12 protein-coding genes are annotated in these 18,866 nt (G+C 64.2%); 8 read left to right on the top strand and 4 right to left on the bottom strand.

From position 1 onward, the window contains the following. Both ACZ2GY_RS09170 and ACZ2GY_RS09165 read right to left on the bottom strand, forming a co-directional pair. On the bottom strand, positions 1–837 hold the full coding sequence (locus tag ACZ2GY_RS09170) for an aldo/keto reductase (RefSeq protein ID WP_471671730.1): 837 nt from the start codon (positions 835–837) through the stop codon (positions 1–3). Between the two features lie 58 nt (positions 838–895). Beyond that, complete coding sequence (locus tag ACZ2GY_RS09165) at positions 896–1,807, bottom strand: sugar-binding transcriptional regulator (RefSeq protein WP_471673579.1); 912 nt, start codon at positions 1,805–1,807, stop codon at positions 896–898. A 211-nt stretch (positions 1,808–2,018) separates the two neighbouring features. On the opposite strand from ACZ2GY_RS09165, the gene ACZ2GY_RS09160 reads away from it, so the two are divergent. The 3 genes from ACZ2GY_RS09160 (at position 2,019) to glpK (ending at position 6,234) form a co-directional block, all read left to right on the top strand. After that, complete coding sequence (locus ACZ2GY_RS09160; protein ID WP_428831029.1) at positions 2,019–3,755, top strand: glycerol-3-phosphate dehydrogenase/oxidase; 1,737 nt, start codon at positions 2,019–2,021, stop codon at positions 3,753–3,755. Between the two features lie 136 nt (positions 3,756–3,891). Continuing rightward, complete coding sequence (locus ACZ2GY_RS09155; RefSeq protein WP_277359479.1) at positions 3,892–4,638, top strand: MIP/aquaporin family protein; 747 nt, start codon at positions 3,892–3,894, stop codon at positions 4,636–4,638. An 81-nt stretch (positions 4,639–4,719) separates the two neighbouring features. Continuing rightward, positions 4,720–6,234, top strand: a complete 1,515-nt coding sequence (gene glpK / locus ACZ2GY_RS09150; RefSeq protein ID WP_056549465.1) for a glycerol kinase GlpK — start codon at positions 4,720–4,722, stop codon at positions 6,232–6,234. Positions 6,235–6,405: 171 nt separating this feature from the next. Here the strand turns inward: glpK and ACZ2GY_RS09145 are convergent, their stop codons facing one another. Then, positions 6,406–9,885, bottom strand: coding sequence for a bifunctional proline dehydrogenase/L-glutamate gamma-semialdehyde dehydrogenase (locus tag ACZ2GY_RS09145; RefSeq protein ID WP_471671729.1), 3,480 nt, complete (start codon positions 9,883–9,885; stop codon positions 6,406–6,408). 374 nt (positions 9,886–10,259) lie between these two features. On the opposite strand from ACZ2GY_RS09145, the gene leuS reads away from it, so the two are divergent. The 5 genes from leuS (at position 10,260) to holA (ending at position 18,367) form a co-directional block, all read left to right on the top strand. Then, on the top strand, positions 10,260–12,752 hold the full coding sequence (gene leuS, locus ACZ2GY_RS09140) for a leucine--tRNA ligase (RefSeq protein WP_471671728.1): 2,493 nt from the start codon (positions 10,260–10,262) through the stop codon (positions 12,750–12,752). A gap of 23 nt (positions 12,753–12,775) precedes the next feature. After that, positions 12,776–13,699, top strand: a complete 924-nt coding sequence (locus tag ACZ2GY_RS09135) for a DegV family protein (protein ID WP_471671727.1) — start codon at positions 12,776–12,778, stop codon at positions 13,697–13,699. 93 nt (positions 13,700–13,792) lie between these two features. After that, positions 13,793–14,722, top strand: a complete 930-nt coding sequence (locus ACZ2GY_RS09130; RefSeq protein WP_471671726.1) for a ComEA family DNA-binding protein — start codon at positions 13,793–13,795, stop codon at positions 14,720–14,722. After that, positions 14,723–17,302, top strand: coding sequence for a ComEC/Rec2 family competence protein (locus ACZ2GY_RS09125; protein ID WP_471671725.1), 2,580 nt, complete (start codon positions 14,723–14,725; stop codon positions 17,300–17,302). It abuts the gene before it with no gap. 69 nt (positions 17,303–17,371) lie between these two features. After that, positions 17,372–18,367, top strand: coding sequence for a DNA polymerase III subunit delta (holA, locus tag ACZ2GY_RS09120; protein ID WP_277357088.1), 996 nt, complete (start codon positions 17,372–17,374; stop codon positions 18,365–18,367). Between the two features lie 96 nt (positions 18,368–18,463). Here the strand turns inward: holA and rpsT are convergent, their stop codons facing one another. Further along, positions 18,464–18,727: a 30S ribosomal protein S20 gene (rpsT, locus tag ACZ2GY_RS09115; RefSeq protein ID WP_056549477.1), complete on the bottom strand. Its 264-nt coding sequence runs from the start codon at positions 18,725–18,727 to the stop codon at positions 18,464–18,466. Positions 18,728–18,866 lie beyond the last annotated feature (139 nt).

Here is an 18,866-nt window from a genome sequence, read left to right as displayed (position 1 = left end):
TCAGTTGACCAGGTCCGGATGGGAACCGACCCGGGTATCCGAGTCGAGCTGGGCGATGGCGGTCATATCCACCGTGTCGAGCGTGAAGTTGGAGAGCCGGAAATTTTCAGCAATCCGTTCCTGCGAACTGGCCTTTGCTACGGCCGCGCCGCCGGTTTGCAGATGCCAACGGAGAATGACCTGCGCCGGTGACCTGGAATGCTTGGCGGCAAGGTGGGTGATGGTGGGGTTCGTGAGCAGGCTCCCGCGTCCGAGAGGACTCCACGCCTGTGTGAGGATGCCGTGCTCGGCATTGAAACTCCTCAGGTCCTGCTGCTGCAGGTAGGGATGAAGTTCGATTTGATTCACAGCAGGCACCACCTCCGTTCGGGAAAGAAGCTTTTCGAGGTGGTGTCGCTGAAAGTTGGATACCCCGATGGCACGAACCCTGCCCCGTGAGTAGAGCTCCTCGAGTGCCCGCCAGGTGTCGACATACTGGTCTTTGGCCGGGCACGGCCAATGGATCAGGTAGAGGTCGAGGTAGTCGAGGCCGGAACGCTTGAGGGAGTCCTCGAACGCGGCAAGTGTCGCTTGGTAGCCGTGATCCTCATTCCAGACCTTCGACGTCACAAAGACGTCGCCGCGCTCAACATGGCCGGCGTCGACGGCATCTCGCACGGCACGGCCCACTCCCTCCTCATTCCCGTACATGGCAGCGGTGTCCAGCAGCCGGTAGCCGGCTTCGAGCGCGAGGGTGCACAGCCCGTGGGCATCGTCCGCCGGTACCTTGTAGAGACCGTAACCCAGCCGGTCCATGACGACGCCGTTGGAGACCGATACCTTGCCGGAAGTATGCATGCCTCCGACTCTACCGAGGTGGGGCCGGGAGCGCGTCATGACCGGCGAGCCGGTCGAATCAGCCCTGGCGCACCAGCGCACGGGCTGAACGTTCATCCACAATGAGGTCGGTTGCCAGCCCGGCAGCGAGCGCGCCGCGTAGGCCGTTGATCTTCGTCTCACCGGACACCACACAGATGCGGCGACTGACCTGGCCGAGCATCCTGAGGTCAGGTCCCGTGCTGCGCTTGTTGAGGACAATGTCGCTGTAGGAGCCGTCAGCGCGGAAGAAGACGGTGGCAACATCACCGACTACCCGGTTCTCGCGAAGGATCCCGAGGTCTTCCTCATCGAGGTAGCCGCCCGCATAGACATGGCTGGGAATGCCCGCGCCGATTGACCCTACCCCGAAGATTGCCATGGTCATGCGCTCCTGTAGGTCGAGGATGCGCCTGACGCTGCGCTCGGCCCACATGGCCGTCTTGGTCTGGGCATGGTCGAAGAAGGCAGGAACCGGAAACTGTTCGACCCGTGCTCCATAGGCAGCGCCGAAGCGGCGGAGAATCTCACTCGCGTAGGTGATTCCGGTGGTCTGCGTGTTACCTGCGCCGTTCAACTGAACGATTGTGCTGTCATGCGTGACCTTACGTGTCAGGTGGTGGCTGACGGCACTGATAGTCGATCCCCAGGCCACACCGATGATCGCATTGGAGTCAACCAAAGGTCCCAGCGTCCGCGCTGCCTGGATGGCAACGCGGTCGAGCACATCAGAGTCGCTCACCAGGTCCGTCACGGGAACCACATGCGCTTCCACGTCGAAACGGTTGCGGATCTCACGTTCAAGAGCAGGTGCCCGGTCAAGGGGATTATTGATCTGAATCTGGACTAGCCCCGTTTCCCGCGCCATGGAGAGAAGCCTGGACACGGTGGAGCGGGACGTACGCAGCTCACGGGCTATCGCGTTCATGGTGAGGTCCTGCAGGTAGTACATCTGGGCGGCGCGGAGAGCGTCGCGGTTACGCGGCTGGGTGACGTCGGAATTTCGGGCATTTGCGCGGTCAGCGGCGTTCGGGGGAGCAGTGTTCACTGAATTCTCCGTAGGTGAGTGCACGTTTGTGCACTGTTGTTGACGAATATTCCCAATCCTCCAAAGAATAGGGGTCAGAACCGTATTGCACCACTAGTCAAGGAGCCAGCATCCCGTGAGGAACAGCACCGGGCCGACGACGCCGTCGGTCGAACAGAACCGTCCTTTACGGGATAGCGTCCAGCAGTTGAAGCAGGCGGGAAGGACCTCCGTACTCATCATCGGCGGCGGCATCAACGGGGTAGGTACGTTCCGCGATCTCTCGCTTCAGGGCATTGACGTCACGCTCATTGAACGCGGCGATTACTGCCAGGGCGCCTCGGGTGCCTCGTCCCACATGATCCATGGAGGCATTCGGTACCTCGAGAATGGTGAGTTCCGGCTGGTGCGTGAATCGGTTGTGGAGCGGAATGCCCTCTTGAAACTCGCACCCCACTACGTCAAGCCGCTCCAGACAACCATCCCGGTCTTCAGCACCTTTTCCGGTATCCTGGCCGCCCCGCTCCGGTTCCTTACCCACAGGCAGGGCGCACCCCGCGAGCGCGGCGCCGTTCTGATCAAGGCCGGGCTGACACTGTACGATGCGTTCTCGCGGGCAGGCGGTACCGTGCCCCGCCATAAGTTCATCGGGCGGAAAGCCTCCCTTGCTCAACTACCCAAATTGAGGCCGGATGTGAAGTACACGGCTACCTATTTCGATGCCTCCGTCCACAACCCCGAGCGGCTCACGCTCGACGTGCTCCAGGACGGACTGCGCGCCAACCCCCGGTCACGGGCCGTCAACTACGTCAGCGCGGTCGGCAGCAGTGACGAAGGCATCGTGCTCCGCGATGAGCTCAGCGGCGAGGTCTTTCCGGTTCAGGCCGACGTCGTCGTGAACGCCTCCGGGGCCTGGGTGGACGGAACCAACAGCGCTCTGGGTCAACCGAGCAGTTTCATGGGTGGAACCAAAGGCTCCCACATTGTGCTCGATCATCCGGAACTGCTGGCGGCCTGCGCCGGCCGGGAGATCTTCTTTGAACATTCGGACGGCCGGATCGTTCTGATCTACCCGATGGGGGACCGTGTGCTGGTCGGCACCACCGACATTGAAACGGACATGGATGCCGCGGCTGTCTGCACCGACGCCGAGATCGACTACTTCTTCGATCTGATCCACCATGTCTTCCCGACTGTTCGCGCCACCCGGGACAGCATCGTCTACACCTTCTCAGGTGTGCGCCCGCTGCCGCGCCACGACGACACCCAACCCGGCTTCGTTTCCCGGGACTACCGCATTGAACGGGGAACGACCGCCAACCGCCCCATGCTTAGCCTGGTGGGCGGCAAATGGACCACCTTCCGTGCGCTCTCGGAGCATCTCGCGGACGAGGTCCTCGGCCTGCTGCAGCGCAGCAGGACCGTTTCCACTGCAGCAATGCCGATCGGCGGCGGGATGGGATTCCCGCAGCAACCACGTGACATTGCCGCCTGGACCGAAGCCAATGGAGCAGGGCTGCCCGCGGAGCGCGTCCGGCTCCTGCTCGAGCGCTACGGCACGAGAGCCGCCGAGGTCGCTGCCTTTATCGTCGACGGCGAGGACCGCCCGCTGCAGACTACCCGGGAAGTCTCCACTCGTGAGCTCGAGTACATGGTGCTTCAAGAACAGGTACAGCACATCTCCGATGTCATCATCAGAAGGACCGCGCTGGCCTTCAACGGACTCGTCAGCGCAGAGCTGATTGACGAGATCGCCGACATTCTCGGGACCTACCTCGACTGGACTGCAGCCGAGCGAAAGGGCGAGATCGAAGACACCCGCCGATTGTTGCAGGAACAACACAAGGTGAGTGTGCATAGTTTGGTTGCATAGGTTATGAGCAACCTTCAGCAGCCCTCGGGTGGCTGAGAACCAACGGCAGCACTTGCCGGGGGAGTAACGCGGTGCCGCGACCATCACGGTACCGGGGTCAATACGGCCCACAGTTGAATAAATGGAGGAGTCAAAGATGTCTCTGGAAGTATTCGTCGCCGAAACATTCGGCACGTTCATGCTGCTGTTGCTAGGTACAGGGGTCGTGGCCAACGTTGCGCTGGCCGGGACCAAGGGAAATAACGGCGGGTTCCTGATGGTCAACTTCGGTTGGGGCCTTGCGGTCTTCGCCGGTGTTTACGTCGCTGCGCTCTCGGGAGCGCACCTGAATTTCGCCGTCACTGTCGGCCTGTGGGCTAATGGCGACATCGCGGAGTTCGCTCCCGGCGTCGATAAGAACCTGGTCACCGCGCTTGCCTACTTTGCAGCGCAGATGCTCGGATCAATACTCGGTGCGGTGGGCTGCTGGCTGGCCTACAAGCAGCACTTCGATGCCGAACCGGATCCCGCAAACAAGCTCGGAGTGTTCTCCACAGGCCCAGCCATTCGTAACTACGGCTGGAACCTGGTCACTGAGATCATCGGCACTTTCGTTCTTGTCTTCGTCATTATCGCTTTCGCCGGTACGCCGTCGGGCCTCGGCCCGCTCGCGGTGGCTCTGCTTGTCGTCGGTATCGGCGCATCGCTCGGTGGACCCACCGGCTACGCCATCAACCCCAACCGCGACCTCGGTCCTCGCATTGCACACGCGTTCCTGCCGATTAAGGGCAAGGGAAGCGGCGACTGGAGCTACGCCTGGGTTCCGGTTGTCGGGCCGATCATCGGCGGTGTGCTTGGCGGCTTGATCGCCATGCTGGTCACCTTCCCGACTCCCGCAGCCTGAGCCACACCAGCCGGTGGCACAGATGATCCTGGGCCATCGCCGTCCGAATGAACCGAGAAGTACACTCAATGAGGAGAAGTAATGCCGCAGTACGTCATCGCTATTGACCAGGGAACCACCTCAAGCCGTGCAATCGTCTTCGACCACCAGGGGAACATCGTCTCCTCCGGCCAGAAGGAGCACGAGCAGATCTTCCCCAAGGCCGGCTGGGTGGAGCACAACCCGATTGAAATCTGGGACAACACCCGTGAGGTCATCGGCAACGCCCTCTCAAAAGCCAACCTGACCCGCCATGACATCGCCGCCGTCGGTATCACCAACCAGCGCGAGACCGCCGTTGTGTGGGACAAGAACACCGGCCAGCCGGTCTACAACGCGATTGTCTGGCAGGACACGCGCACCCAACCGATCGTCGACGAGCTTGCTGCTGATGGCGGTGTGGAGAGGTTCAAGCAGCAGGTCGGCCTGCCGCTGGCAACCTACTTCTCCGGAACGAAGATCAAGTGGATCCTCGACAACGTCGAAGGCGCCCGCGAGAAGGCTGAAGCCGGGGACCTCCTGTTCGGAAACACCGATTCCTGGGTGACCTGGAACCTTACGGGCGGTGCTGATGGCGGAGTGCACATCACCGACGTCACGAATGCCTCCCGCACCCTCTTCATGGATCTCGAAACGCTGAGCTGGGATTCCTCCATCCTGGAAACCTTCGGCGTTCCGGCCTCCATGATGCCGGAAATCCGGTCTTCCTCCGAGGTCTACGGCAACGTTCACAGCTCGCAGCTCCTCCGCGAGGTTCCCGTGGCGGGTATTCTCGGCGACCAGCAGGCTGCGACCTTCGGTCAGGCGGCGTTTGAGAAGGGCGGTGCCAAGAACACCTACGGCACCGGCAACTTCATGATCGTCAACACCGGTGAGGAGATCGTCCACTCGAAGAACGGCCTGCTGACGACAGTCTGCTACAAGCTCGGCGACGCCAAGCCTGTGTACGCACTCGAAGGTTCGATCGCCGTCACCGGCTCACTCATCCAGTGGCTCCGGGACAACCTCGGGATCATCAAGACCGCTCCCGAGGTGGAGCAGCTTGCGAAGTCGGTCGAGGACAACGGAGGCGTCTACATCGTTCCCGCGTTCTCCGGCCTCTTCGCACCGTACTGGCGCTCCGATGCCCGCGGTGCGATCGTGGGCCTCACCCGCTTTGTGAACAAGGGTCACATTGCCCGCGCTGCCCTGGAAGCAACCGCCTTCCAGACACGCGAGGTGCTTGACGCCGCCAACGCTGATTCCGGCGTCAACATGGAAGATCTGCGTGTCGACGGCGGCATGGTCGCCAATGACGCGCTGATGCAGTTCCAGGCCGACATCCTTGGTATTCCCGTGATCCGGCCGAAAGTCACGGAAACCACGGCACTCGGTGCCGCCTACGCCGCGGGCCTCGCCGTTGACTTCTGGAAGGACACGGACGAGCTGGCCTCGAACTGGTCCGAAGACAAGCGCTGGCTCCCGACGATGGACGACGCCGAGCGCGACCGTCAGTTGCGCAACTGGAAGAAGGCTGTCACCAAGACCTTCGACTGGGTGGATGAGGACGTTCAGTAGTTCTTCCTAGCACCAAAAAAAGGCGGAGCGGACGTTTCTGTCCGCTCCGCTTTTTGTGTCGGACGCTGGTAGGTGCCGCCGGAACCTACCGGTCCTTACCGCAAACGCAACGGGCGCCTGAGTTGGTCAGGCACCCGTTGCGTTTGAGCGAGAGGAGTTTGGTTCGGGTGTTTAGCGGAGGACTTCTCCCGAGACGTTGTCCGGATTTCCGAAACGGTGCGCCGTGATTGTCACCGCCTGCTCACGCAGGAACGGCAACATCTCAATTCGGCCGGCCTCTGTGACGGGACCGCTGTAGATAGCGATGTCCGGATCGCCGTCAGTGGCTGCACACAGTTCCGAGTAGCCGCCGCCCACGAGACGCACCCGGCCCAGGCCCGCTGACGGGGCGGCAGCCAGCCACGCGGCGTCGTCCTCTACCCGGTGGGTGACATTGTGTGCTGACAGGACCGCCGTGAGGGCCGGTGCAAGCGGCTCCGGGGTCGATACCGACATGGTCGAGCCGCTGCGCAGACCTGCCGCTACCACCCGGATGAAGTCGCCGATAGTGCCGGCTTCGTTGAGCCGGACGGTCACCGGAGTCGGCAGGTACCGGAATTCGTTCCGTTCAACGCCAAGGGCCGACACATCTTCATGCGTTCCGAAGGTGCGCACCCAGTGACGCTGATCGTCGGCTGCGGAACGGGCAAGGAAGCCGCGGTCGCCGTCGGGGACTTCCGCCGCGTGCAGCAGCTGGCGGACCGGCCCGCTGAGCGGCGCGTGAACGTTACCCGGATGGAGCTCTTCGCGCTCCCAGCTGCCGAGGTGGATGAGGTAATTCGGTCCACCCGCCTTGGCGCCCGGTCCAACGGACGAGCGCTTCCACCCCCCGAACGGCTGGCGGCGAACGATCGCGCCGGTAATGCCGCGGTTGACGTAGAGGTTGCCCGCCTCCACTGATTCAAGCCACTGTGAGACTTCTTCGGGATTCAGGGTGTGTATTCCACCGGTCAGACCATAGGCGCTGGCGTTCTGCCACTGGATCGCCTGTTCAAGCGACTCAGCGTGCATGATGCCGAGCACCGGACCGAAGAATTCCGTCATATGGAAGTAGCTGCCGGGCTTGACCCCGGTGCGTACGCCTGGGCTCCAGAGCCGGCCGGTGTCATCAAGCTGTTTCGGCTTGACCAACCACGATTCGCCTTCCCCGAGCGTAGTGAAAGCATCCTTGAGCTTGCCCGCGGCCGGCTCGATGATCGGACCCATCTCGGTCTCAGGGTCCTCGGGGTAGCCGACCTTCAGGGAAGCCACAGCATCAACCAGCTGATTGCGGAAACGCGCGGAGGTACCCGCCGATCCCACCAGAATGGCCAGCGACGCGGCGGAGCACTTCTGGCCGGCATGGCCGAAGGCAGACCGGACGACATCCGCAGCAGCGAGGTCGAGGTCGGAGCTTGGCGTCACAATGAGGGAGTTCTTGCCGCTGGTCTCTGCAAGCAGCGGAAGATCGTTCCGCCAGGACCGGAACAACTTCGCGGTGTCGTAGGCACCGGTGAGAATGACCCGGTCCACCTCGGGGTGGGAGAGCAGATGTTGCCCGACCGGCCCTTCTGCGACGTCAGCGAACACCAGTACGTCGCGGGGAATACCGGCCTCCCACAGCGCCTCGACCATGACAGCCGCGCACCGCTTGGCCTGGGGCGCAGGCTTGAGAATGACGGCGCTCCCGGCAGCCAGCGGAGCGAGCGCGGAACCGGCGGCAATGGCCACGGGGAAATTCCACGGCGGGGTAGCCACGGTCAACGCTGCAGGGACAAACCGGGCCCCCTCAACGGTGTCGAGTTCTTCAGCGAGCAGCGCGTAGTAATTGGCAAAGTCGATTGCCTCTGAAATTTCCGGGTCTGACTCGGCGATGGTCTTACCTGTCTCGCTCGCCGAAACTTCCACGAGGTCCCCCCGGCTGAGAGCGAGTTGGGCCGCTGCCCTCCGCAGCACTTCCGCCCGCTCTGCTCCCGACTTCGACGCCCACTCGCGCTGTGCCATGCGCGCCGATCGGATGACGGTGTCGACGTCGTCGTTGGTTTCCAGCTGGGACGCCTCCACGAGCGCGACGCCCAGGGTGGAACCGGGGACACGGCTGAGAACCTCGTTGGCCCACTCCCGGATGCCGGGCAGGGACGGGTCCGAATCGGACTGGTTCCGGAACTCGCCGGGCCCGGTTGCGGTGAAGCGGTCCGGCTCCTGTGCACGGTTCGGTTGAGGCACCGTAGGTTCGAGTTCGGTGAGCGATGCGAGGAAGCGTTGCTTCTCACGCTCGAACAGCTCCTCGTTCTTCGTGAGCTCGAAAACGGCGCTCATGAAGTTTTCCTGGCTCGCGTTCTCCTCAAGACGGCGAATGAGGTAGCTGATCGCCACATCGAACTGCGCCGGCTTCACCACCGGGGTGTAGAGAAGCAACGAGCCAACGTCCTTGCGCACCTCTGCGGCCTGGTCTTCAGCCATGCCGAGCAGCATCTCGAACTCGATCCGGTCCTCGACCCCGCGGGCAACGGAAAGCGTGCGGGCGAGCGCAATATCGAACAGGTTGTGCCCGGCAACCCCGAGGCGAACAGCGTCCGCATTTTCGGGGCGCAGTGCCCAGTCCAGGCAGCGCTTGTAGTTGGTGTCTGTGGCTTGCTTGCTCGGCAGCGTGGCCGGCTCCCAGCCGTGGACGGCGGCATCCACGAGCTCCATGGCGAGGTTGGCGCCCTTGACCAGGCGGACCTTGATGGCGGACCCACCGGCGGCACGCCGCTCCTGCGCCCACGAGGTCAGGTCCTGCAGTGCACCGAGCGCGTCCGGCAAATACGCCTGCAGGACAATCCCGGACTCAAGGTTCCGCAGATCTGGAGTTTCGAGAATGCGTTTGAAGACCGCGACGGTGAGATCAAGGTCGTGGTATTCCTCCATGTCCAGATTGATGAACTTCGGAGCCGGGGATGAGGCTGCCAGCCGGTATAGCGGCAGCAGCCGCTCAGTGACCCGCTCGACCGTGCCTTCGAAGTCCCAGAGGTTGAGGGTGCTGACCACAGACGAGACCTTGATGGAGACGTAGTCGACGTCGTCGCGCGCCAGGAGGTCACGGGTGCCGCTGAGCCGAGCGTCAGCTTCCTTGTCGCCGAGGACGGCTTCGCCCAGGAGGTTGATGTTCAGGCGCACGCCCTCTCCGCGCAGGGCGGCAATTGACTTGCCGAGGTGCGAGGGACGGGCATCAACGATGAGGTGGCCGACCATCTCCCGCAGCACACGCTGTGCCACCGGAACGACGACGCGCGGCAGGACCGGGGCCATGACCCCTCCCAGCCTGACGGCGCCCTTCATGTACCAGGGCAGGAACGACGGCGTCTTCCGGGCCAATTGGGCAAGGTTCCGTGCTGCAACGGCAGGGTCTTCCGGCCGGATCACCCGGTCCACGAAACCGATCGTGAAGTCGAGGCCGTTCTGGTCCTTGAGGACTTCAGCGAGGAGTTGCGCGGACTTCGATCCGCGTGTGCTGCCTGCCGGAGCCGTTCCGGTGGTGCGCTGGGCGTCACCACCGGATGTGCCCTGGTGCAGCCAACGCCGCACCAGGGCAACCGCATCATCGCCGAGGGTCTGAGGCGATGGATCTGCGGTGGGAATGGTTTGTGTCATTGTTCTCGTCTACCTAACGACGACGGGCCAGAATGCCTGCAGAACAGTCCACCTCCTGCGGTGGCTGGCCGATCAGCCGCGGGCGCATTCCGCCTCGGCATGCTGGGTGCGATAACAGAAAGTTGCGCCCAATGGAAATATGGTAACTCCTGAAGAACACTGCCGGGGCCAAACTGCGCTAAGGTGGAAGCATGTTCGCGCATCTGCTCCTTATCTAGCCGCGCATTCGAGCGCGGCCGCCCCTCCTGTGTTGAGGGGCTTTTGTGTGTCCGGGGCCTGCCATGAACCCTGGGCACCCATTCGGAGCGGTGAAGCGATGGTGGATGGAGAAGACGGTCACCAGTGGTCAACAGACAGGGCAAGAAACAGTGAGCATGAATCCCACGGTGGAAGAGCCGGACGCCGGTACGTACAGTTTCGCTGACATCGAGGCGAAGTGGCTTCCTGTGTGGGAACAGCTTGACACCTTCACACCGGTCGATGACGGCAGTAGGGAACGCCGCTATGTGCTGGACATGTTCCCCTACCCCTCCGGGGACCTTCACATGGGGCACGCGGAGGCCTTCGCGATGGGTGACGTCGTTGCCCGCTACTGGCGGCAACTCGGTTACGACGTCCTGCACCCGATCGGCTGGGATTCCTTTGGGCTCCCCGCGGAGAATGCCGCCATCAAACACAACGCGCACCCGAGCGAGTGGACCTACGCGAACATCGACACCCAGGCGGCGTCCTTCAAGCGCTACGCGATCAGCGCCGACTGGTCCCGGCGCCTCCAGACCTCGGATCCCGAGTATTACCGCTGGACCCAGTGGCTGTTCCTGCGCTTCTTCGAAAAAGGGCTTGCCTACCGCAAGGATCATCCGGTCAACTGGTGCCCGAAGGACCAGACCGTGCTCGCGAATGAACAGGTTGTCAATGGTGCGTGCGAGCGCTGCGGGAGTCCCGTTACAAAGAAGAGCCTGAACCAGTGGTACTTCCGCATCACTGACTACGCAGACCGGCTGCTTGAAGACATGGAACCGCTGGCGGGACACTGGCCGGAACGTGTGCTTGCGATGCAGCGGAACTGGATCGGCCGGTCGGAGGGCGCGCACGTCACCTTCACGATCGAGGCCGATGGCACCCTGCCGGCTACCGATGTCGCCGTCTTCACCACGAGGCCGGACACGCTCCACGGTGCCACGTTCTTCGTTGTAGCCGCAGACGCGGATCTCGCCGCGGACCTGGTGACCCCCGAGCATGCTGCCGCACTGTCCGATTACAGGGCGAGCGTCAACACGCTCAGCGACATCGAGCGCCAGTCCACCGAACGCGAGAAGACCGGCGTCTTCACCGGACGCTACGCAGTAAACCCGTTGAATGGGGAGAAGCTGCCGGTGTGGGCCGCCGACTATGTGCTCGCGGACTACGGCACCGGTGCAATCATGGCCGTTCCTGCACACGATCAGCGTGACCTCGACTTCGCGCGGGCCTTCGATCTGCCCGTGCGCATGGTGGTGGACACCGGGGAGGAGGATCCGGCGGTCTCCGGCAAGGCGACCACGGGGGAGGGGACGCTGGTCAACTCCGGCGAACTGAACGGGCTTCCCAAGGATGCCGCGATCCAGCGGGCCATCGAACTGGTCGCCGCCCAGGGTACCGGCGAGCGCACGGTCAATTATCGGCTGCGGGACTGGCTGCTCTCACGTCAGCGCTTCTGGGGAACGCCCATCCCGATCATCCACTGCGGTGCATGCGGCGAGGTTCCCGTCCCGGATGAGCAGCTTCCGGTACGCCTGCCCAGCGACCTGCGCGGAGAAGACCTGGCACCGAAAGGCACGTCGCCGCTCGCAGCAGCGACGGACTGGGTCAACGTCCAGTGCCCACAGTGTTCGGGACCGGCTACCCGGGATACGGACACCATGGACACCTTCGTCGACTCGTCCTGGTACTTCCTGCGCTTCGCCGATCCGCACGCCACCGACGTGCCGTTCGACTCCGCAAAGGTCAATGAGTGGCTGCCGGTCGGCCAGTATGTCGGCGGGGTGGAGCACGCCATCCTCCACCTGCTCTACAGCCGGTTCTTCACCAAGGTCCTGTTCGACCTCGGGCTGGTCAACTTCACGGAGCCTTTCTCTGCCCTGCTCAACCAGGGCCAGGTGCTCAACGGCGGCAAGGCAATGAGCAAGTCGCTGGGCAACGGTGTGAATCTTGGTGAGCAGCTCGACCGCTATGGCGTGGACGCCATCCGCCTCACAATGGTCTTTGCCTCCCCACCGGAAGACGACGTGGATTGGGCGGATGTTTCGCCGTCGGGCTCTGCAAAGTTCCTCGCCCGCGCGTGGCGCCTCGGCGCCGATGTGACGTCCGAGCGCGACTCCGATGCCGCATCCGGGGATCGCGCGCTGCGCTCGGTCACCCACCGCACCCTTGCCGAGGCTGGTGACCTGCTGAAGAACAACAAGTTCAATGTGGTCGTCGCCAAGGTCATGGAACTGGTTAACGCTACCCGCAAGGCGATCGATTCAGGAGCGGGCGGTGCAGACCCTGCTGTCCGTGAAGCAGCTGAGGTCACGGCGATCATCCTCAGTCTCTTCGCTCCGTACACCGCGGAGGATCTCTGGGAACGCCTGGGCCACCCCGCGTCAGTGGCGGCTGCCGGTTGGCCCGCTGTGGATCACTCACTGCTGGTTCAGGACACTGTGACGGCTATCGTCCAGGTTCAGGGCAAGGTACGGGACCGCCTCGAAGTGTCGGCGGACATCACCGAGGATGCGCTTCGTGAGCTCGCCCTCGATTCCGCGCAGGTCCAGCGAACGCTGGACGGCAGGAACATCCGGACGGTAATTGTCCGGGCGCCGAAACTGGTCAACATCGTTCCGGCCTGACCGGCCGGCGAGGAGATTTCGCCGTGGCATGGTTTGACCGCCGTGCAGGCCGCGCCGCCGTCGGTAGAGAACCGGCGGCGGAACCGACGACGGCGGTCGTCACCGATTCCGCCGCCGCCTTCCCGCCGGCATGGGTCATGGGAGGCGGTCCTGCGGAAAACGTCGCTGTCGTGCCCATGCCGGTCATCATCTCGGGCCGCCATTATGGTGAAGGGGCTGACAACCTGCTCGAGCCGCTCGCAGTGGCTCTCGCGGAAGGGGCGGAGGTGCGCACGTCGCGTCCGTCGCCGGGCCACTTCCAGAGCGTTTACCGGAGGCTGGAGCGCGAAGGCGCCAAGGAGATTGTCTCGATCCACCTGTCGGGCAGATTGTCCGGAACGGTCGACGCCGCTCGCTGGGCTGCGCGCACTGTGTCCATCCCGGTGCATGTGGTTGATAGCGGTACCGTCGGCATGGCTCAGGGGTGCGGGGTTGCGGCGGCGGCTCTTGCGCTGCGCGCCGGAGCGACCGCCTCAGAGGCCGCGGACCGTGCCGCGGTCCTGTGCGCCGGAACAAGCGTCTTGTTTTACGTTCCCAGCCTTGAACAGCTGCGGCGCGGTGGACGGATCGGGGCTGCCGCTGGCTTTTTCGGCGCATTGCTCGCGGTAAAGCCCCTTCTGGTTGTGCGGGACGGAGCGATCGAACCACTCGAAAAGGTGCGCACCGCGGCACGAGCCCGACAGCGCCTTGAGGAACTGGTGAGGGAGGACCTTCACCGGCGCCCATCGGGCAGCGTCGCCGCATACCATTACTTCGGCAACAGGTTGCAGGCCGAGGTTGCCGCTGAGCGGGCGCCGGACGGTGCCGATGCCGTGTTGACTCCGCTACCGGCCGTCCTGGCTGCGCACACCGGTCTCGGTGTCCTTGCGGTGGCGCTGTCCGACCCGCTCATGACGCAACGCGTCTGATCCTGCACTCCACACAGGCTCCGCTGCGGGTGGGTTGTACACATAGCGACCGGCGGGGCCGCTTGGCAAAGCGTATGTTCCTACGCTGATGCCATGGCAAGGCACCGCTGGGCAACGGGGGAGCGCGTGTCCAGCCCGGACCGGCTGGACCGTGTCCTCAACCTGAATCGCGCGCAGACGGTCGCAGAAACCGAGCCCGTTCCAGGAGCCGGGCAGAACCCGGTAGAAGTTCGGGCAGGAACTGACGGAGGCCGGGACCATGCAGCACCGGACGGTACTGGCCGATTCCGCCAGCCGGGCGCTGAAGAACCTGCCACGCCCAGCGAGGATCGCCGGCGCCCGCACCGGCGATGGGTGGCTACGCGCCGGGCCGCCCTGGTGGCGGCGGGCTGCACCCTGGTTGTCGGCGGCTGGCAGTTCGTCAATACCGACAGCGAGCCCGCCGAGGTGGTGCCGATCAGGCCGCAGGCTTCCGGCACAGCTGACCCGACGGCCGGCTCGGAGGCTTCTGCGGATGCCTCGGAGGCCGTGCCCGTCGAGGAAACGCAGGAAGCCGGTTCATCCGTACAGGGTTCAGGCTCCGCCCACGCAGATACCGTTCTGGTCCATGTTGCAGGAGCTGTGCAGGCACCCGGAGTAGTGGAGCTCGCTGCCGGGTCCCGCGTTTTCGAGGTCCTGGACAAGGCGGGTGGCGCGCTGCCTGAAGCGGAGCTGTCAGCGGTCAATCTGGCAGCCGTGGTGCAGGACGGACAGCAGATCCTGATTCCCCGTACCGGGGAGCCCCTGCAGCCACCCGCCGGCGCGTCCGCACCGAAGCAGGGGGCGCAGGACGTGCTGGTGAACCTGAACACCGCCGATGTTCCGGAACTCGAGGAACTTCCCAGGGTGGGGCCGGTCCTGGCCGAGCGCATTGTCGAGTGGCGGACCCAGCACGGTCCCTTTGCACGTCCCGAAGACCTCGACGCTGTGCCGGGCATCGGCCCCGCGATGCTCGAATCACTTGTGCCGCTGGTGACCGTCTGAATGACATCGGCAAGGGCAGGGCGGTGGGAGCATCTGGTGCGGGCCGCCGCTGGGGCGCGGTCACCAACCGGTGTGCCGGGGGACCGGCGCGGGGACCGGTCAGCCGGTCCGCGCGCGCGCCGTGAAGCACGCAGGCGGAAGGAACCGGCTGCAACCCAAGCAAGTCCGGCACGGGACCTCAGGCTGCTTCCGGGAGCGCTCGCGGCCTGGGGAGCAGCAGCGTTCGCTACCCGTTTGGAGGCGCAGGATGCACTGGTATTGGGCGGGCTGCTGGCCCTTGTAACCATCGGTTGCGCCGTCGTCGTCGTGAGAAGCGGGAGACATTTACCCGTAGCGCAGGTGCTGCTCGTCTTCCTGGGCGCGGCAGCGATGGTGTGCCTTGCCGCTGCCTCACACCAGTATCAGCGCTCCTCCCCTTCGCTCTCCGCCGCAATATCAGACGAGGCGCATTTGACCGTGAAGCTACGTGCAGTATCGGACCCCCGCGAGGCGTCGACAGCTGCGCCGGACGGTACTGCCCGCTGGATCCTCGAAGCGGAGCTTCTGGAAGGAACGTTCAACGGGTCGAGGTTCACGGCCAGCACGCCGGTTATGGTGATCGGTAGTACGGAATGGAGCGCAGTAGCGCACGGTGACGTCGTGCGTTCGGCTGGGCGGCCGCTCGCGACCGAGCCGGGCGCACGTGCAGGAGCACTGCTGATTGCAACAACGGCACCGGCGCTGATGGCGGACGAGCCACCAGGAGGAGTGCTGGTCGAGCGGCTGCGAAACCGTTTCCTCACGCTGTCATCCGCTACCTCCGTTCCCGACGACGGCTTGATGCCCGGGATGGTCATCGGCGCGCGGTCCGCCGTCGGGCAGGATCTGGTGGAGACCATGAAGGCAACGGGCCTGACCCACCTGACAGCTGTTTCGGGCGCGAACTGCAGTTATGTGCTGGCGTTTGTGTTCCTTCTCTGTCGCGGGTGTCGACTGCCGCGGTGGGCTGCCGCCACGGCGGGAGTGGTTGCCCTCGTCGGATTTGTGCTGCTGGTGCGGCCTGAGCCGAGCGTTCTCAGGGCCGCCGTCATGGGCGCCATCGGAGTGCTGGCCGTCCTGACCGGCCGCGGGCGGCTGTCCCTGACCCTTCTGTTTCTGTCCATAGCCGCACTTCTGGCCGCAGATCCTTGGCTTGGTGTCGAGTACGCGTTCATCCTGTCCGTCGCCGCCACCTCAGGCCTGGTGCTCGCCGGCCCTGTCCTGGCCGCCCGCCTGTCCTCGGTACTTCCGGTGTGGGCGGCACAGTTGGTCGCAGTTCCGCTTGCCGCCCAGCTGTTCTGCTCACCCATCCTTGCCCTCATCCAGCCGAACCTGCCGACCTATTCCTTGCCCGCCAATATTGCGGCTGCTCCGCTCGTTCCCTTCATCACCATCACCGGGATGGTGGCCGTTGTTCTGGTGGCTCTCGCTCCCTGGGCGGCGGCGCCGTTCGCCGCTACAGCAGGGTGGGCAGCGGTCGGCGTCGCAGAAATCGCACGGTTCTTCGCCGCGGCCCCGCTCGCCGCCATTCCCTGGCCCGGGGGATGGGGAGGTGCGGTCCTGACGGCCCTCATCAGCGGCGTCGTCCTGGTGGCTGTGGTCTGGGGGCCCGCGTTGGTCCGAGTCATCCGAACGGCGCCTTCCGTGATGCTCGCGCCGGAGCAGGTGCCGGCAGGAGAGTCGGGACGGAAGCGTGCGCTGATGCGCATGTCAATCTGGGTCTCCGTCGGCTGCGTGCTCGGCGTTGTCGCCGTCTGGGTCTGGACTGGCGCGGTCGGGCGGGATTCCGCGGACTGGACCGTTGCGGCATGCGACGTCGGTCAGGGGGACGGGCTGGCTGTCAGGACCGGCCCGGACAGCGCACTCGTGTTTGATGCCGGCCCTGATCCGGGTCCGATGGACGCCTGTCTTGATCGTCTCGGCGTCAACACAGTCGACGTGCTGGTGCTGACCCATCTGCACGAGGATCATTTCGGCGGAATAGCCGGGGTATTCCAGGACCGAACTGTGGGCCGCGTGCTCTACTCCACATCCGAAGACTCCCTGCCCGACGTCGTGAATGAGATCACCTCAAAAGCCGGCATAGAAGCGGAGTCGGCTTCTGCCGGACTTGCAGGCAGGTTAGCCAACGTTTCCTGGTCGGTACTGTGGCCGGGACCCGGACCTCCCGCAGATTCAGAGAACAACGCTTCCGCAGTAGTCCTCGTAACGGTGGAGGGCGCCGCGGGGGGACCCGGGCTCACCATCCTTCTCACGGGAGACCTTGAGGAGGACGCCGCTGCACGTTTCCTTGCAGGACATGCGCACCTTGCTGCCTCCGGAGTGGACATCCTCAAGGTTGCGCACCATGGCGCCCGCAATGGCGGGGCTGAAATCATCAACGCGGTCTCGCCGAAGCTTGCGCTCATATCAGCCGGACGGGAAAACGATTACGGACACCCGCATCCGGAAACACTCGACGCCCTCGAGACGGCGGGCGTACACGTCGCCCGTACCGACCTGCGCGGCACCATCCTGCTCACGCTCCGGGGCAATGGCATACACCTGGACTCGTCGCGATGAGTTGGATGCACCGCGTCCCCGTGGCAAAGTTGAGCCAGCCCATCCCTCCATTGATCAGGAGCCGCATCCGTGTCCCCAAACCCCGCAGCATCGGTGACTGTGAGCTGGCGCGAGGTCACGCCAGCGCCGGTCATCCTGCTGCTCGGTCCGGAGGAGTACCTCGCCGGCCGTAGTTTCGAGGCCGTCCGCCACCGAATGCGGGAAACGGAACCGGATGCCGAGACAGTCCGGCTTGATGCCGCCCACTATGAACCCGGATCCCTGATCATGCTGGGAAGCCCTTCATTGTTCGGCGGTACGCAGATCATCGAAGCGCGCGGGTTGGCACAGATGAACGATGCGTTTCTCCAGGATGCCCTGCAATACATCCCGCAGCCGGCCCCGGACGTGGTGCTCGTGATGCACCACGCAGGCGGCACGCGGGGCAAGAAACTCCTCGATGCGCTGAAAGCGCAGAAGGCCGTTCTGGTTGAGTGCCAGCCCCTGAAGAAGGATTCGGACAAGGCTGACTTCGTTACAGCCGAATTCCGCACCGCACGACGGCGCATCGAACCGGACGCGGTGCGTGCCCTGGTGGCCGCCGTGGGATCGAGCCTGTCCGAGCTTGCGGCAGCGTGCCACCAGCTCGCTTCGGATTCCGAAGGCGCGGTCTCCGCTGAGCTGGTGGAGAAGTACTACGGGGGGCGCGTAGAAGCCACAGGCTTCAAGGTGGCAGACGCCGCGCTCGCAGGCCGCGGCGGACAGGCACTGACCATGCTTCGTCATGCCCTCTCAACCGGCGCGGATCCCGTGCCGCTCGTCGCTGCGCTCGCAATGAAGCTGCGCGGAGTGGCGAAAGTCTATGGGGTCAGGGGCAACTCCGCTCAGCTTGCCAAGGAACTCGGCATGGCGCCCTGGCAGGTTGACCAGGCCCGCCGCGAAGCCCAGCGGTGGACCCCGGATGGCCTGAATCACTGCATCCAGGTCCTTGCCGAAGCTGACGCCCAGGTCAAGGGTGAGGCGAGGGACCCCGTGTACGCGGTTGAGCGGGCTGTGACAGCCATCGCATTGGGCGGGTCCCGCTAGCTTGGGATTTGGACTGAGCATCCTTCTGGGTTAAACAGCAGTGGCCGGCCCGAAGGCCGGCCACTGCGCTGGTGAAGCTGTGTAACTGAAGGGCAATCAGCCGAGGTTGTTGACCCTCTTGGCGATGCCCGACTTGCGGTTGGCCGCATTGTTCTTGTGCAGAACACCCTTGCTTACGGCCTTGTCGAGCTTGCGGTTGGCCACTGCAAGCGCAGCCACTGCCTTGTCCTTGTCGGTAGACTCCACAGCGGTGGTTACGGCGCGGATGGCGGTCTTCAGCTCGGACTTGACCGAGTTGTTGCGCTGGCGGGCCTTCTCGTTCGTGAGAATGCGCTTCTTTTGGGACTTGATATTTGCCACGTATTTAAGACTCTCTTTGTATTGCGGACTGGTCTGAGGGATTTCGGTGCGGCCATTGACTGAGCGGCGTGGGGATACCGGGCGGCCGAGCCGAAGTGCCCGTCGACCTGCGCGGACACACAGCTATACAGGCTACCAG

It is taken from the genome of Arthrobacter sp. KKT183 (genome assembly GCF_055657625.1).
This window is presented reverse-complemented; position numbering and strand designations above follow the sequence as displayed.

Coding starts and splice junctions, on each gene's coding strand:
- glpK (WP_056549465.1), top strand. CDS start 4,720: ATGCCGCAGTACGTCATCGCTATTGACCAGGGAACCACCTCAAGCCGT.
- ACZ2GY_RS09170 (WP_471671730.1), bottom strand. CDS start 837: ATGCATACTTCCGGCAAGGTATCGGTCTCCAACGGCGTCGTCATGGAC.
- ACZ2GY_RS09130 (WP_471671726.1), top strand. CDS start 13,793: ATGGCAAGGCACCGCTGGGCAACGGGGGAGCGCGTGTCCAGCCCGGAC.
- ACZ2GY_RS09155 (WP_277359479.1), top strand. CDS start 3,892: ATGTCTCTGGAAGTATTCGTCGCCGAAACATTCGGCACGTTCATGCTG.
- ACZ2GY_RS09145 (WP_471671729.1), bottom strand. CDS start 9,885: ATGACACAAACCATTCCCACCGCAGATCCATCGCCTCAGACCCTCGGC.
- ACZ2GY_RS09165 (WP_471673579.1), bottom strand. CDS start 1,807: ATGTACTACCTGCAGGACCTCACCATGAACGCGATAGCCCGTGAGCTG.
- ACZ2GY_RS09125 (WP_471671725.1), top strand. CDS start 14,723: ATGACATCGGCAAGGGCAGGGCGGTGGGAGCATCTGGTGCGGGCCGCC.
- leuS (WP_471671728.1), top strand. CDS start 10,260: ATGAATCCCACGGTGGAAGAGCCGGACGCCGGTACGTACAGTTTCGCT.